Below are 15,245 nucleotides of genomic sequence, written 5' to 3'. Positions count from 1 at the left end.
GGCGGGAAAGACGTGAGGAACACTCCGGGGCGTGACGGCTTTTCCCCGATGAGGCAGAAGGGAAAGGCGTTTGCCGCAGTCATGCCCCGGGGATTCCCCTGATGCGGGGGCAGGCAAAGAAAAGGCGCTGTTTTTCTGTGAGAAGGAAAAAGGCGCGGGGCCCGTTGAGGGCGGCGGGGCAGCCTGCCGCCCTTTTTCCATGTCGTGTCCGGGCAAAGGAAGGGGAGGAAGGGCATGTTCTGCCCTGAGCGGAGTTTGCCCGGCGGGAGACCGTTCCGCATGAAGCGTATGAGCCTTTTGGCTGGTATCGCCCGGCGATATGTGTATAAGAGCCAGCCGCACACGCCGTTTCCGGTCATGTATGCCGCCGGAAACATCACCGGCGGTCAGCTCAAAGATATCATGGGAGGAAAAGAATGACGCACGAGGAGAGGAGGAACGCGCCGGAAGGGGCAGAGAGGAGAGGTTGAACGGGAAGTTCAGGAAAAAGGCAGAGAAGAAGGCGTGTGCGCCGTGAGGGCATTTTTTGACGATGGCGTGCCGTAAGCGCAGGGGCAGGCCGGACAACAGGCCTGGAAGTCACGGACGGAAGCCCGGCTCAGGAATGTTGAGACGCAGAGCAGATGGCTCTTGAAAAACAGAAAACGGAAGTTCGTCCTGCTNCCCGCCGCAGAGGCGGAGAAAAGGGGGGCATAACCCCCTTTTTCCAGTCCCCCGCCTCGGGGAGAGGGGGGGTTTTTTTTGTGCATGCCCGCATCAGGGGGGCTCCGCCCGTCCGATTCGCGGACCGCTTTTTCCCGGCATCCGGGGCGGGGGGGAAAGGGGGGGAAGGGGGGGGAGCTCCCGCGCCCCCGCCGTTCCGCGGAAAGGGCGGGCTATGCCTGGGCCGCGGCCTCGGCAGAGCGTGCGTCGTCCTCGCGGTCCTCTGCGCCCTGCGCCGGGTTCAGGGCCGGGCGATGCATGTCGAATGCCGTGCATCTGTGGGAGCCGTCGGGCTGGATGACGAACTGCTCGTGCAGGAGCAGAGGCTCGCCGGGGACGCTGGTGATGTCCACCACGACGGAGCCGTCGGCCTGTTCCTGCGCGTTCATGTTGAAGCTGCCGTGTTCGCTGAAATGCACGCCCGGGAAGAATTCGCTCATGACGCGCGCGCTGATGAGCGGGGCCTGGGTGAAGCTGTGCGCCAGGCGGCGGAACTGTTCTTCGGACTTCGTCATGTGCCGCCAGAACTGGATGATGTTTCGGAATTCGGGGTTGTCGGGGGTGTTTTCCTCCCTGGGAATGGCGTGGGGCTGTACCGAGAATGTCGCGCCGCCTGCCCGGGTGAAGGTCATGATGGAGCGGCGCCCCTGCCGGGAGAAGTCCCGTGTCAGGCCGTAGGCGTTTTCGGGGGTGATATCCCTCATGGAACTCATGCTCATGTCCGCATGAATGTCGTTCAGGGTGAGGCGTGCGTCGGGCCTCGTGAGTTCCAGCAGCTTTTTCAGGGAGACGCCGGAGTTGCTCATGTGCATGAGACCGCCGTCCGCCGCAGGTTCCCGCCGTGTGGCGGCGCGGACGATACGCCGGTATTCCCCGGTGATGTGGTTCACCATTTCCGCCATGTCGTCCGGGCCCTGCACACTGTCCGGCATGGGGCCGAGGCGGCCGCCGGTGAGAGTGTCCCACACCGTTTCTGCGGAGAGTCCGGCTCCGTTGCCGTCCTGTACCGCGGTGAGCACTTCGTCGGCGGCGGAGGTGATCCATTCGGGCAGCATGACGGCGTACGGGGAGGACTGCGCCCGGGCGTTCAGATCCTCGATGACGGCATGAAGCGTGTTCCACTGATCTCTCGTCAGCGGAGGGACATGGTGGGAAAGCGATATGTCCGCTTCGCTGACGGCCCCTCTTCCCCCCATGACGGCAAGCTGCGCCATGATGCCGTCGGAACCGCCGGGTACTTCCGAAGGATGGGAGACGGGCGCGGCGTTATAGACGGGAGAAGGCCCGGCGGAGCCGTGCACGGCCATGTTCGTTTCCGTATGCAGCGCATCCATGACGGCAAGGGTGGCGGCGATACGGCGGTCGTTTCTTGCCGGAACAGGCCAGCCGCGCAGCCAGGTCAGGCTGCCCGCCACGTCCCGCGCCGTTTCGGAATTCAGACCGGCGGCGGTGCTGGCGAGTTCCTCCCTGCTCAGAGGCTGGAATGTCAGGGTCAGGGCCGTGAGCATGGCAAGGGCGTCTTCTTCGCCTTCGAAGCCCTTCGGAAGCGTATCGAGCGTGTCGAGAAAACGGCCCGCCACGGCATGGGTTTCCTGACAGAGCTGCCGGGCCGTGGCGGAAGGCGCGGCAAGCGCGTGGAGATCCTCTCCAAGCAGGGGCGTGCGCGCGCCCCCGGCAAGAGAGGCGATGATGCGGGCGTCGCGTATGCCGAAGCGCTGGGCTGCATCCTTCATGGCGGCTTTTTCTTCCGGGCTGAAGCCCGTGACTTCGCCGTTGTGTACGCTCTTTTCCGGCAGGGCGTCGATGGCGTTCAGCGTGTCTTGTATCCTTTCCAGACCGTGGAAGAGCATTTCCTCCGCCGCGGCGCGGATGACCGCCGGTTCTATGGCGTTGCCCGCCTTCGTGGCTTCTGCGGCAAGTTCGTTCACCGCTCTTCTCACGGAAGGGGCGAGGCGCGTGACGTCCACCTTGTCGGCGTCGATGGAGGCGAGGGGATGGTGCGCCTTGAGGTCGGTCAGAAGTTCGCGGAAGGCGGCGGTGTTCCTTTCCACCGCCTGCCCCGCGCCCGGAATGAACGAGGACAGCACCGCGCCGACCATGGCGAAGTTGTCCGCTTCCAGCTTCAACGCGGCGCGACTCGCCGCCTTCGCCGCCGAGGCGGCGCTCATGGCCGGAAGCTGCACGCCGTAACCCCGGGCGAAATCGCGCAGATGGTCGGATATGTCGTCGAGCCCCATGGGGCGCTGGAAATTGTTCCTGATGAACGTATCCTGCCGGGTGAGCATGACTTCCCTCCGGTCGTGGTCGGCAGGCAGGGCGTTGTACATGTCGAGGTGCATGGCGCTGCGCTGCTGGTCGTTCATGAGGGAAATGAGGGTGAGCGTGCTCTGTTCCAGAGCGCGGTACAGGGTGCGGCTCGTGCCGTGCAGCATCTCCTCGCCCGCGCCGAAGCGGCCCCTGCCCAGTTCTCCGTTCAGGCAGGCGCATTCCCGGGCGAGCGCGCCGAACCTGTTCATGGCGCGGGTGGCCAGTTCGGGCATGGCGTCCTGCGATACCCCCTTCCGGGCCAGAAAAAGCCGTATGGCGCTGTTGAACAGGCTGTTCCACCCGTCGCTGTCCAGCGCGCCTTCCATGCAGTAGGCGGAAGACTGCACGGCGTTCGTAAGCTGCGTGAGATGCTGAAGAAAGGCGGCGTCCACGGAAGCGTCGTCGTTCAGCACGGGGGCCATGGCGGCATCGAGCGCAAGCATGGGGTTGACGTACCGGGCCATGGTTTCCGGCGTGAGCGGCGGGTCGAGTTCGGCAGGCGGGTTCTGAGACAGGGCGTGAAGCTCGTGAAGAGACGTCAGACGTTCCTGCGTGAGGCGGGCCACGGCATGATTCACCGCGTCCGCAAGCTGCCCGGCGGAGGGCACGTTCCCCCTGCCGGGACGGACGGCAAGCTCCTGCAGCGCGTAGTCCCTCACGGCGTCATGATGCCCCACGGCCTCGGCAAAGGACGCGGGCAGACCGTGTTGCGTCATGATATCCTTCATGGCCTGCGTTGCCGGGTGATCCAGCGTGAATCTGACGATGTCTTCCACCAGCTCCTGCCGTGTCGTGGGGTAGGAGGTCAGGTTCAGCATGGTGCGGAAGGCCTCAAGCCGGTCCGCGCCCACCGCGGGCAGGGCCTCGCGGAAGGTCGCCATCAGGGAAGCCAGTTCGCTTTTTCCGGCAAGACCGCGCACGGTGGCGGCGCTCAGGCTGTTCAGTACGGCAAGGTCGGCGGCGCAGGCATCGGCATAGACATGGGTGAAGTCGTCGAAGCGGAAGTTGTTCACCCCGCCCGCCAGCATCTGATTGAGAGCCACGGCCAGAAGACCGTTCCGCCCGGAAATCTGCCCGTGGAGACGGGACATGATGGTCTTTGCCGCGTCGTTCTTGTTCCCCATGTCCGGCAGGGCCGTAAGTTCGGCCTCATACCTGTCGCATACTTCGCACAGCAGGTATTCCCTGATGGCCGTGGCTTCCTGCGATGCGTTCTGAAGGGGCAGGCCGCGCATGGCCGCAAACTGCCCGAACGCCGAGGCGTGCCCGGCGGGAAGCTGACCGCCCTGTTCCAGGCGTGCGCCCGTCTGCCGGGCCAGAGACAGGTTCATGGCAAGCATCGTCTGCTTCACCATGCCCGCCGTGAGAGGCCTGCCGCTGTTCATGAGTTCATCCAGCGGGGCGCGTACCCCGGCAAGCAGCGCGCCGTAGGCGGGGTGCTGCGCAACGGCCTGCATGAAGGCCTGCACGGCGGCCTGATTTTCGGCCCTGCGGGCGGAGAAGGAAAGTTTTTTCAGACCGTGCAGACCCGAACCCTGCACAAGATCCTGCCCGGCGGAGACGTGGAACTTGAGGTCGTCGTCGAGCGGGGAAACCTGCTGAAAAAGCTGGTCGAGCCGTATGGGCATGGGGGACCTCCCTGTGTTTTCGGCATGGCGGACGGAAAAGGCGGGGCCTTCGGGCCTTTTCCGGCTCCGCAGGGGCGCATGAGAAAGGGAACTTCTTCATGCGTGTCCGGTGAAATGGCAGATGTGTTGGCGTTGTTTACGGTGCTTCGGAAAATGTTGGCAGGACGGTGGCGTTCCGATGAAGGTTTCCTCAAAGCGCAGCAGCGGTTTTGCCGTTGCGGCGGAAGGGATTCCGTCCGGCGGGCAAGAAAGGCCGGCCCGGGAGAGAACGACGATGTTCCGAAACGCCCTTCCTGCCTGACAGTGATGCAAGAACCATGCCGCTGCTTCATGGCGCGGGCCGTCGCGTGGCGCGGGAGCGCTTTTTTTGCCCGGAGCAAAGAGAACCGGCGTATTGCCGGGAGTACGGATATGGTGACACAGCGTTTGCCGCCGCACAAGAGGGAAGGCGCGCAAAGGGGGCGGAGCATGAAAAACGCCGCGGCAGAAAGCCGCGGCGGGATGCCTTTATGCCTTAGAGCTGATACGGGAACGTGGAGGATCAGACCAGAGGAATGAGGTTTTCCTTCAGACCTGACTGAAGATGTCTGCGGATGACCGCAAGGCCGGCGGGCGTGACGATCTTGAGCTTGCCTGAGGGGTTTCTGTCGGTTGCCAGGGCCGCCCACAGGGCATCCGGCCCTTCGAATACGGCGCCGTTGAGGTACTGGACGTCTTTTTTCCAGCGCACCGTCGGGCTATGGGAGGAATCTCCGTCCTGCCATGTGCGCCAGATTTCGGCAAGCGCCAGCCTTCTTTTCCTGTACCGTGAGGTGAGTTCCGCCCACTGACTGATGCCGTTTCGATGCCCTACGCAGACGAAGAGACGGGAAACGTCGGGAAGAACGCCCGGCCTGCCGTAGTTACGGGGAATTTCCCTGATGGAAGAGGGCATGTTGCTTTTGATGCTTCTGCCGCTGAAACTGTTGACCATACCAATGGTAATATCATGTGTATGCATTATTTATCTCCTTATCATAAAACGATGGATATAAAAAGTATAAAAGAATATACATAAAGACATCTGTTCGTATGGTAAGAAGGGTGATGTATCTTGTCAAGAGATATAATGGATTTTTATTGCAGAAATGCCCCTTTTCAAGAAATGTTGCAGGAACGGGCCGGGGGTTCTGAGGAAATTCATGATGTTCTCCTCGCACGGAGGGGCTGCGCCTTTGAACAGAGCTGGGAACGGAGGCGTCTGCGCGTGTTGTCGCCCGTTGATGGGGGCGGAACGGACCTTCTGTCCCGGCCGCACGGCAGTAACGGGGGCTCGCTCGCCGGATTCATGCAGAATCGCCCGGCGACGCAGGCCGACATCATGACGCGGCATGGTCTGCCCCCTCATCTTTTGAGGGCGCGGCTTTCGAGGCAGGCATGAGGGCAGAGGCGCGGTATGGTTCCACAAACGACGGCCGGGGCGGCAGGAGAAGGCGGCAAATCGGGGATGGACCGCGCGGCGCAGATGGTTTGTTGCGGAAAAATGCGCTGCGGCGGAAAAGGGGGCGGAGCCGCAGTCATGCGCTCCGCCCCCGGTGTGTCAGGAGAAGCGCGTTATTTCCACCCGGCTTCCAGCAGGGCGTCGGCAAGTTCCGGCGCGTCCACGGGCCAGTAGATCTGCGGCCGGGGCTGATGCACGCCTTCGCGCCCCCTTTCCGGGCGGCAGGAGAGGATGGCCTTTTTCCACTGTGCGGGCACGGCTTCCTCGCCGTACACCGCGCCGAGCAGCGCTCCGGCAATGGCGGCGTTGGTATCGGTATCGCCGCCCTGCATCACGGTATTCACCACGCCCTCTTCAAGGGAGGGCGCGTGCAGCATCTGCCAGAGGGCGTTCTGAAAGGCGACGAGCACCCAGCCCATGTGCGTCATGAAATCGCGCGGCATGTCGTGCGCGGCGCGCTCCACGGCTTCGCGCAGGCTGTCTTCCAGCTTCATGCGCTTCATCCAGCCGAGAAGCTCCTCATACAGCTCCGCTCCGGTTCCGCCCCCGGCCACGGCGCGGGCGAGGAGCGCCGCATACAGGGCGTTGGCCTGCGCGCATACGGGGTGCGCGTGGGTGAGGGCGGCGTCCTTTTTCGCCCATTTCATGACGTCGGCCCGGCTGCGTCCCGCGCCGAAGATGCCCAGAGGACTTACGCGCATGAGCGCGCCGTTGGCCTGACTTGCCGGGTTGGCATGGCCGCGCAGGGCCTCCGATATGGTGTTTCCGCAGTCGAACGGACCGGATTTGAGCCAGTCGCGGTACTGTTTGCCCGTGCGCAGGGCGCAGTAGCGGCCGATGGCCGTGATCTGCCGCGCCATGGCCAGCGCCATTTCCGAATCGTCCGTGGGCTGGCCCGCCAGCGTGTCGAACACTCCGCCGTCGGCAAGCTCTCGCACGCCGTTCGGGTAGGCGGCGCGTATCTGTTCCCGGGTGCGGAATTCCACAAGAGAACCCAGGGAATCGCCCGCAAGCTGGCCCAGCATACAGCCCCGGGCGCGGGAACGCACGTCGGCGGGAATGGGACGGGGAGAGGCGGAAGCGTCTTTTTCGGAAGCGTGGGAAGGGTTCATGATCTGTCCTCAGGTTTTTGCCGGGGCTGTGCGGGGAAGGTCCGGCGTGTCGGCGGAAGAGAGTATGGCACGGCCTGAGGGAGAAAGGAAGAGAAAAGCCGTCGACGAGCGGGCGGGCGAAGCCGTGCCTGCGCGGCGTTTTCGGCGTTCCTCTCCTCCCCCCGCAGGGGGCGCGGAAGTTCGCCTGCGGCGGGGCGTTTTTCAGGTGCGGAAAAGGAAAACTGCGGAGCGGGGAAACGCGTTGCGGAACATGCCGGAGGCGCGCCTTTCCTCCTCTCTGTCCTGTGCGACGTTTATCGCCCCGTTCCCGGAGGCATGAACGTCCGCAAGGGGAGGGGAACAGCCGCCGCAGCGCATGGAACGCCGAAGGCGGAAGGTCTGTTCCGCGCTTTCCGGCAGACGCTCCGCCTGTTTTGCCGCGCGTATTGCCTGACGGAGCCGTTTCCTGTACGTTGAAAGGAAAAGGCTCCGGCATATCGGGACAAGGCCGTGCGCGGGAAGCTTCGGTGCTCTTCTGCGCGTTTCCCGGCCCGGCCGCCGGGAGAAGGCGTTTTCGTCCGCCGTCGGCCGGGCCTGTCCGCACGGGAAGGCCGCTTTCCCGTAAGACCCCTTGCCGGAGGCGTGTACCGTGAAACGGGTTTTTCCGCATCGCATTTGCCGCAGATTTGTGTGTTTTGCCGTACTGCCCGTGTTCATGCTTCTGCTGTGTTCTGCGGAAGGGCGCGGGGCCGGGCAGGGGTTTGTTCTGGATATGGAGCCGATGCTCGGGGACGGCCGTATCAATGCCATTGCTCCGGGAGGTCGCGCCATGACCGGCATCATGGACGGCGACCCCATAGTGTGGAGCCGGGATTTCGGAGCGGTCCGCCTTATTCCCCCGAAGGACAGGTACGGCATGGGGAACTTCATCAGCGACGACGGGCGTACCATGGCGGGTTTTGTACCTCCCGCAGGGAGATTCCCGTCGGAAGCGGCATGGCATGGCCGCGGCCCGGCTTTTTCTGGGGTGACCAAAAGCCGTTGCGGTTCATGAACGAGCATGGCGTTGTGGATGTGGTGTGGTACGGCCTGTCGGCCGACGGCAGAGTGGCCCTGGGCTATGGAAAAAAGCCCATCCCCGGAGCGCCCCCGCCGGACGCCCCCATGGAGGAACATGAACGCTTTGCGCGGACGCCGGAAGGGCAGGCGGCCCGAAAGCGGGGCTTTCTGACGCACAGCGAGTTCTGGTTCTGCATGGAGAACGGGAAGTTCCGGCAGCTGGACGAGATGGGCACCATGGGTACAAGCCCGTATTTCCGGGTGCTCAGCCGCGACGGCAGGAGCATCCTTCTGAAAAAGGAAAACGTCGTCTATATTGTGGACAGGCGGACGGGGAAACGCAGACAGCTCACCTTCGGCGGCGCGGCGCCCCTTTCCTCCGCCACGCAGCGCCTGCCCGGGGGCAGCATGGTGCGGCCCGGCGATGAGCGCAATCCCCTGTATCGCTGGGGCAGGTTGCCCGGCTTCAGCAACGGCCGCCTTTTTACCGGGCGTGAGCTGGCACATGCCGCGCCGGAAAGCCCCATGTTCGCCACCTGGATTCTCAGAGATTTCTTCTGCTTCATTCCCAGTTTCGACGCGCGCTTTGTTCTGGCCGAAGCCTGGCTGGAACGGCTCGACCGTCTCCGAATCATCGGGGAAAGCCGGAAGCTCAGTGTGCTGACCCGTCTGGATGAGGCCGGAAACGGCGTGGTCATCGACGACGGGGACAACCTCATGGGGCTGGATATCAGCGACAACGGCCGCATCGTCCTTTATCAGCGGGGGACGGAATTACGCATCTGGAATGAGGACATGATTCTGCCCGGTGATGCCTTCCCCCGTTCCATGCCGCTGACGGAGTATCTGAAGCGGCACGGACTTGCCCTGCCGGAGGGGCTTTCTCCTTTTTCGGCGGTCATGAGCCCGGACGGAGAGTGTTTTTTCCTGGAACTGACGGCCCCCGGCAACGAGAATTCCCCCTGCCGCAGTTTTCTGGTCTGCATGAACCCGGCGGCGGAACCGCCGCAGTGGAAGCGAACCCCGCGGGGGAGCAGCGAAAACGGGGCGCGCTGAAGAGGGGAGAGCGGCGCGAGGAACGCCTCTTTTCTCTTTCGTTCCGCCGTCTGCTTCGTGGGAGGAAGCGAGGCAATGCGGAATGCTGTGGGGAGCTTGCGCCGGAGCGGAGCAGCGCGCACGGGCCGGGCATGGGCGACAGATGCCGCGAAGGGCTTGTGGCCGGAACGCACGGAAGCGGGGAGAGCCTTTTATGCGGAAGGCGTGGCCGCGCCTGCCCGTTGTTACCGGAGGGCCGGAGGCGCGCCCTGCGGCCTTAAACGCAGAAAGGCCCGCAAGATGCGGGCCTTCTGAAATTTGGCTCCCCGAGACGGATAAATTTTCAAGGGGTAATTTTGCGAAATTACAGGATATTTCAAGTTTTTAAAATCCAAAATACCCACAAAAATACCCACATTCTGAAAATATTTTGGTGGACGTAGTTGGACGTTCTGAATCCCAAAAGAAAATGGGTGTAATCGGGTGGAATTTTGGCTTGCTAAATGGGTGTAAATGGGTGTAGTTTTGGATATGATCAATACCAATTCTCTTACCATTACTCCAGAACTTCTTAATCTCATCTCTGAGATCGACGAGTTCAAGGGCTCGTGGAAAGCTCTTGGCACTCTAGCTCCTGATCGACTTTCCGCGCTTCGCCGTGTCGCCACCATTGAAAGTGTAGGCTCTTCCACGCGTATTGAGGGAAGTCGTCTTTCCGATCGCGAGGTCGAAAAGCTTCTGAGCAATATCGCTATCAAAGCTTTCAGCACTCGAGATGAGCAGGAAGTAGCAGGTTACGCTGACACAATGGAGCAGATATTCCAATCCTGGGAGTATATTCCGCTGAGCGAAAATCACGTCCGACAGCTCCATCGTGATCTTCTGCGCTACAGCGATAAGGACGAACGGCATCGCGGCAGCTATAAGCATAGCTCGAACAGTGTTGCTGCCTTTGATGAGAATGGCCAGCAGATAGGTATCGTCTTTGAGACGGCTACTCCCTTCGATACGCCGCGCCTCATGTCAGAGCTCATCGAATGGACAAACACAACTCTTGAGACAAAGGCTCTTCATCCGCTTCTGGTCATCGGTATTTTTACGGTGGCGTTTCTGGCTATCCACCCATTCCAAGATGGCAATGGACGCCTATCTCGCATCCTAACCGCGCTTCTTCTGCTTCGCTGCGGCTATGCCTACACGCCCTACAGTTCCCTTGAAAGTGTGATTGAGAACAGCAAACAGGGGTACTATCTCGCCCTACGCCAGACGCAGCAGACAATCCGCACCGACAGCCCCAACTGGCAGCCGTGGCTGGTATTCTTCCTGCGAGCACTCCAGCAGCAGATGTGGCGTCTCAAGAAAAAGGTCGAGCGCGAGCACCTCGTGCTTGCCGAACTGCCCGCTCTCTCCCTTCAGATTTTAGAATTTGCCCGAGAGCATGGACGCGTCACGATGGGTGAAATTCTTACCTTGACAGGAGCAAATAGGAATACCGTTAAAGGTCATCTTCATAAGCTCGTTGATGGGAAGTACCTTGAAATTATCGGTAAGGGACGCGGTGTGTGGTATAGGATAATATAACCCCCATCTCTGATGTCTGACACCAATTGAAGGGATGGCTTTTAGCAGATCAGGCTTTATCGTTGGCAAAGATGAAGGATTCCTGAAGGTCGAATAATGACCAAGCTGTTTGGTATGGGAATCAGAAGATACAACCGTAATGCATAAGGATGGTGAAAACGATGTCCACGCATCAAGCATCAGAGCAAATGCTAGGATATCTGTATCAAGTTCGATGTGCTCTTGATCTATTGCTAAATACTGACAACGAAGATTATCAAATAAGTATAGAACAATTTGATGATGTCGATTTCAGGCAAAACGGCACACCGAAGCAACTGATTCAGTTAAAGCATCATGTTAGACAGCATGGAAATCTAAGTGATGCAAGCACTGATATCTGGCGCACCCTAAATGTATGGATAGATAAAATTTCTGCAAGTCCAAGTCTACTACAAGATACCAATTTTTTAATTATAACAACTGCAACAGCACCTGAAAATTCAGCGGCATCATTACTAAAATATGGTATAAGAAATGTAGATTTAGCTTATGAAAAACTAAATGCTATTGCTACATCCTCTGAAAATAAAAATCACAAAAAATATTACGAAGCTTTTTCCAGTCTTGATGTAGCAACCATAAAAAACCTTTTAAATCATATTTATATTATTGACAAATCAAGCAATATTAATGATATTTCAAATAATTTACGAAGGGCGATACGTTATAGTTGTAAACCAAACCACGAGGATCAAATTTGTGAACAAATTGAGGGATGGTGGTTTCAATGCGTAATAGAAGCACTATGTTCAGACACTCCTGTATTCTATACCCAGCGCCAGCTTCGAACAAAAATTGTATCTATAAGTCATCAATTTACAGACGAGACCTTACCAATTGATGTATTTAGAGATGATGACTTTATCAATGATGATATTATTTCTAATAAAAAAAATTTTTGTGAACAACTAAAACTCATACGCTTAGGTGATAACAGCGTTAAGATAGCGATAAGAGATTACTATCGCTCTTTTACACAAAGAGCAATTTGGGTTAGAAACGAATTGCTTTATACGAACGAGTTAGATGATTACGACTATCGTCTAATTGATGAATGGGAGCATCACTTTGCTTCTATGGAAGACAATTTGTCCATACTCGCTATACCCGCCACCGAAGAAGATAAAATTAGAGAGGGACAAGCATTATTTAAAAAAATTAGAGAGGGAGATATTCGTATTCGTCCCAAGGTACAGGATGCATTTGTAATGAGGGGTAGCTATCATATATTAGCAAACCAGTTAAAAGTTGGTTGGCATGTTGATTTTCAAGAAAGAATAACTCAAAATTTATCAATTCAGAAAAGAGGCACTACACATGAAGAGCTGGAATGAAAGAACTCGTGAAGTTGCATATCTGCTAAATCCTGCTTTTTGCGGAAGATTGCTCTATGCCGCAATAAAAGAATATATACATAAAACTCAGCTTGATTTTCCTTTTCCACTTGTGTACTTAATCCTACCTCTTGTCTTGCACAAACAAACAAGAATTACAATTAATAGTCGTACGCAATTACTGCTTTGGACAAAGAACTATCAGCATTTATTAATTGGCTTTGCAAGAAGAACTAAAGAATTAGTTGTAATTACAAATGAAGCTCTTGAGTTACTTCTTCAATCAGAAACAGTTCAGATTACCACAACTGGAAAACTTAGCATTACTGCTGCCCAAAAATCTCTTAGCAAAACACGATTTGTAAATTCAGAAATAAGTGAATGTATTCAAAAAAGCGAACATGTTGCGCGTTGGTTTGCCAATACTGGTAGAATTGAAACTATATACATAAGCTTAGGAGTAAGACCATGATGCAGATACGGGAATTAGTTTTATACGGACATAATGGCAAGGTCCGTCATCTTACTTTCTCTCTTGGCAGTATAAATATTATTTCTGGGCGTTCAAAATCAGGAAAATCTATAGTTGGTGATATTATTGATTATTGTCTTGGTAAAGAAACGTGCAATATTGCAGAAGGTGTAGTACGTGAAAAAGTTGCATGGTACGGAATTCTTCTACAGTTTTCAAATGATCGTGTTTTTGTTGCTCGCAAAAATCCTGACCCAGGTCATCAGACAACCAGCCTCTGTTATATAGAAATTGGAACAAAATTAGAAGTTCCGCCAGTATGCAATTTTGCACCAAATATTAATGTTGATGGCGTTATACAAATTTTGTCCAATAGACTTGGTATAGCAGAAAACCTGCATACTCCTACTGAGGGTCAAAGTCGTGATGCTTTGACTGCCAATATCCGACATGCTCTTTTTTATTGTTTTCAAAGCCAGGAAGAGATTGCTGCCAAAAACAATCTTTTTCATAATCAATCAGAAGACTTTATTACACAAGCAATAAAAGATACTTTGCCTTATTTTCTTGGTGCTATCGATGACGAGTCTCTTTCTCTTTCAAAGGAACGAAGCAGATTAATGCGCCAACTTACATTAAAGAAACAAAAACTTAAAGAAAATGAATTACTATCTGGAGGAAGCGAGCGAGCCATAAAACTGCTTGGTGAAGCAGTCAAAGTTGGGCTTATAGAAAATACTGAATCTGTTAACTATTCAGATTACAAAGCTATGCACTCTCTTTTGAAGAATACAACCAATTGGATCCCACTAGATGTAAGCGCTTCGGGAATGGATCGTCTCAGCATGCTACAATCCAAGTTAGCTCAAGCTAATGACGAATTGGATGAAATTAGACTAAATATTTCAGAGGCTAAACTCTATAGTGGAGAAACCAATGACTTTACCACGGAAGCACTACATCAAAAAATACGTCTTGAATCTATCGGACTATTTAAATCGCTAGATTTTGATCCAGAAAGATGTCCGCTATGTTCTGGAAGGCTGAACTCTCCTCTTCCATCTGTTGAGGCAATGAAAAAATCTATCTTAGATTTGGACAATGCAATTTCTAACGTCACAAAAGAACAACCAAAGCTTCGTAGCTACATAGATTCTCTTGAACACGAATATCAAAATAAGCGAGAACTGATTAGAGGTCTGAAGTCAGAAATAGATGGATTGTATGAGCAACAGGATGCAGCTCAAAAAATACGAGATTTAAACTCTCGTCGAGCAAAGGTTGTTGGACGCATTAGCCTGTGGCTTGAGAGCGTTAAAAATGATTTCGACTCAGAGCTTCAGTTACAATTGATAAAAAATTTAGAAAATAGAATACAAGCAATAGAGGAACAACTCAGTGCAGAATTGATTGAGGAGCGCAAGCAGTCTGCTTTATCTCGCATACAAGTCGATATGACAAATTGGGCAAAAAAATTAGAGCTTGAATACAGCAATAGTCCCTATCGCCTTGATTTAAAAAAAGTCACCGTTGTGGTGGATAAACCTGAACGACCTGTTCCCCTTAAACAACTAGGGAGTGGCTCAAACTGGGTTGGTGTACACCTCATTACTTATTTTGCCCTTCATAAATATTTTATTGAAGGCAAACGCCCTGTGCCTAATTTTTTATTTATAGATCAACCATCACAGGTTTATTTTCCGTCAGAAACAGACGAATTGAGAACTGATTGGAAAGAAGTAGACAAGATGTATCAGTTTATTTTTGATCGAGTACAAGAGTTGAAGGGAGAACTTCAGGTTATTATTGTTGACCACGCCGCCCTCGATAATGAAACATTTCGTGAGAAAACAATTGAGTCTTGGCTGTCTAACGATAATAGCCTTATCCCTAATGATTGGTTTATTGAATAGTCGCAAACAGTAATTAATGACAGCGACACAACTAAATATAGTTTATGAGTCGCTCTTCAAAAAGTGAAGAGCGACTCATTTTATATCATTGCCTTATTACTCATAGCTTCTAAGAGAGGACTTCTGATCTTATCCGCTATTTTTATTAGCTTCATGTTATTATCGTCATAATCATCTCTGAAAACAAATACTCTTCCTCTTGCTTCTATTTCAAAGCAGGGCGGAAGCTCATTAGTACTTTTTAAATTTAAAGCACTCAATAAGCCCCATTGGGGAGCGATGTCGGGCGACGCATAGTATAGCATATTTTTCAGGTGAACCTCTATTCGCGACGATGGATTCTTAACCTTTGGCTGGACTGAAATTTTCATTTTCATTTCCTCATACCCAGAGGGCTCTTCCACGAGTAATCTATTGATTTCTAGGGCCGCATCTCGCATCGCGCGAAATGCATTATTATGGTAATCTCTTCCAACTCTGCGATGGTTGGCTACTTCAAGGGTCAGATTAAGTATTTTTCTGGGGCTACAAAACTTAGCCATTTTTCTTCTCCTCTCATGTTTTTATCAGGCCGCCAATGGGCGGCCTGATGCGTTTAAAA

At 54.9% G+C, this 15,245-nt stretch carries 11 protein-coding genes; 7 read left to right on the top strand and 4 right to left on the bottom strand.

The window, feature by feature from the left end:
* The first annotated feature begins 279 nt into the window (after positions 1-279).
* On the top strand, positions 280-420 hold the full coding sequence (locus CZ345_RS16885; protein WP_154674807.1) for a hypothetical protein: 141 nt from the start codon (positions 280-282) through the stop codon (positions 418-420).
* Between the two features lie 455 nt (positions 421-875).
* Here CZ345_RS16885 and CZ345_RS09245 read toward each other — a convergent pair whose 3' ends face one another.
* From CZ345_RS09245 to CZ345_RS09230, 3 genes are all read right to left on the bottom strand, one after another.
* Positions 876-4,637, bottom strand: coding sequence for a hypothetical protein (locus tag CZ345_RS09245; RefSeq protein WP_077072838.1), 3,762 nt, complete (start codon positions 4,635-4,637; stop codon positions 876-878).
* A 541-nt stretch (positions 4,638-5,178) separates the two neighbouring features.
* Positions 5,179-5,637 carry a hypothetical protein gene (locus CZ345_RS09240; protein ID WP_144277300.1) on the bottom strand — a complete coding sequence of 153 codons (459 nt, stop codon included), beginning with the start codon at positions 5,635-5,637 and terminating at the stop codon, positions 5,179-5,181.
* 593 nt (positions 5,638-6,230) lie between these two features.
* On the bottom strand, positions 6,231-7,229 hold the full coding sequence (locus tag CZ345_RS09230) for an ADP-ribosylglycohydrolase family protein (protein WP_083717288.1): 999 nt from the start codon (positions 7,227-7,229) through the stop codon (positions 6,231-6,233).
* 751 nt (positions 7,230-7,980) lie between these two features.
* Between CZ345_RS09230 and CZ345_RS09220 the strand changes: the two genes are divergently transcribed.
* From CZ345_RS09220 to CZ345_RS16245, 6 genes are all read left to right on the top strand, one after another.
* The gene (locus CZ345_RS09220) at positions 7,981-8,262 is read left to right on the top strand and encodes a hypothetical protein (protein WP_144277299.1); all 282 of its coding nucleotides are present in this window, start codon (positions 7,981-7,983) and stop codon (positions 8,260-8,262) included.
* Positions 8,259-9,323, top strand: a complete 1,065-nt coding sequence (locus tag CZ345_RS09215; protein ID WP_077072833.1) for a hypothetical protein — start codon at positions 8,259-8,261, stop codon at positions 9,321-9,323. Before CZ345_RS09220 ends, CZ345_RS09215 begins: the two co-directional genes overlap by 4 nt.
* A gap of 510 nt (positions 9,324-9,833) precedes the next feature.
* Positions 9,834-10,883: a Fic family protein gene (locus CZ345_RS09205; RefSeq protein ID WP_077073032.1), complete on the top strand. Its 1,050-nt coding sequence runs from the start codon at positions 9,834-9,836 to the stop codon at positions 10,881-10,883.
* Positions 10,884-11,044: 161 nt separating this feature from the next.
* The gene (locus CZ345_RS16625; protein WP_144277298.1) at positions 11,045-12,259 is read left to right on the top strand and encodes an ABC-three component system protein; all 1,215 of its coding nucleotides are present in this window, start codon (positions 11,045-11,047) and stop codon (positions 12,257-12,259) included.
* Positions 12,243-12,731, top strand: coding sequence for a three component ABC system middle component (locus CZ345_RS16620; protein WP_077072831.1), 489 nt, complete (start codon positions 12,243-12,245; stop codon positions 12,729-12,731). The genes CZ345_RS16625 and CZ345_RS16620 overlap by 17 nt, the downstream gene beginning before the upstream one ends.
* A complete protein-coding gene (locus tag CZ345_RS16245) occupies positions 12,728-14,644 on the top strand; it encodes a DUF3732 domain-containing protein (protein ID WP_083717286.1) in 1,917 nt (638 codons plus the stop codon). The genes CZ345_RS16620 and CZ345_RS16245 overlap by 4 nt, the downstream gene beginning before the upstream one ends.
* An 80-nt stretch (positions 14,645-14,724) precedes the next feature.
* Here the strand turns inward: CZ345_RS16245 and CZ345_RS09190 are convergent, their stop codons facing one another.
* Complete coding sequence (locus CZ345_RS09190) at positions 14,725-15,186, bottom strand: hypothetical protein (protein WP_077072829.1); 462 nt, start codon at positions 15,184-15,186, stop codon at positions 14,725-14,727.
* Positions 15,187-15,245 lie beyond the last annotated feature (59 nt).

The sequence above is a fragment of the Mailhella massiliensis genome (assembly GCF_900155525.1).
In the GTDB taxonomy this organism is placed as follows: Bacteria; Desulfobacterota; Desulfovibrionia; order Desulfovibrionales; family Desulfovibrionaceae; genus Mailhella; species Mailhella massiliensis.
Note: the sequence above shows the minus strand (reverse complement) of the source record. Positions and strands in the feature narration are given on the sequence as shown.

What these genes read in the sequence shown, in the direction of transcription:
- CZ345_RS16885 (WP_154674807.1), top strand. Translation starts at nt 280, where the DNA reads ATGAAGCGTATGAGCCTTTTGGCTGGTATCGCCCGGCGATATGTGTAT.
- CZ345_RS09245 (WP_077072838.1), bottom strand. Translation starts at nt 4,637, where the DNA reads ATGCCCATACGGCTCGACCAGCTTTTTCAGCAGGTTTCCCCGCTCGAC.
- CZ345_RS09240 (WP_144277300.1), bottom strand. Translation starts at nt 5,637, where the DNA reads ATGCATACACATGATATTACCATTGGTATGGTCAACAGTTTCAGCGGC.
- CZ345_RS09230 (WP_083717288.1), bottom strand. Translation starts at nt 7,229, where the DNA reads ATGAACCCTTCCCACGCTTCCGAAAAAGACGCTTCCGCCTCTCCCCGT.
- CZ345_RS09220 (WP_144277299.1), top strand. Translation starts at nt 7,981, where the DNA reads ATGGAGCCGATGCTCGGGGACGGCCGTATCAATGCCATTGCTCCGGGA.
- CZ345_RS09215 (WP_077072833.1), top strand. Translation starts at nt 8,259, where the DNA reads ATGAACGAGCATGGCGTTGTGGATGTGGTGTGGTACGGCCTGTCGGCC.
- CZ345_RS09205 (WP_077073032.1), top strand. Translation starts at nt 9,834, where the DNA reads ATGATCAATACCAATTCTCTTACCATTACTCCAGAACTTCTTAATCTC.
- CZ345_RS16625 (WP_144277298.1), top strand. Translation starts at nt 11,045, where the DNA reads ATGTCCACGCATCAAGCATCAGAGCAAATGCTAGGATATCTGTATCAA.
- CZ345_RS16620 (WP_077072831.1), top strand. Translation starts at nt 12,243, where the DNA reads ATGAAGAGCTGGAATGAAAGAACTCGTGAAGTTGCATATCTGCTAAAT.
- CZ345_RS16245 (WP_083717286.1), top strand. Translation starts at nt 12,728, where the DNA reads ATGATGCAGATACGGGAATTAGTTTTATACGGACATAATGGCAAGGTC.
- CZ345_RS09190 (WP_077072829.1), bottom strand. Translation starts at nt 15,186, where the DNA reads ATGGCTAAGTTTTGTAGCCCCAGAAAAATACTTAATCTGACCCTTGAA.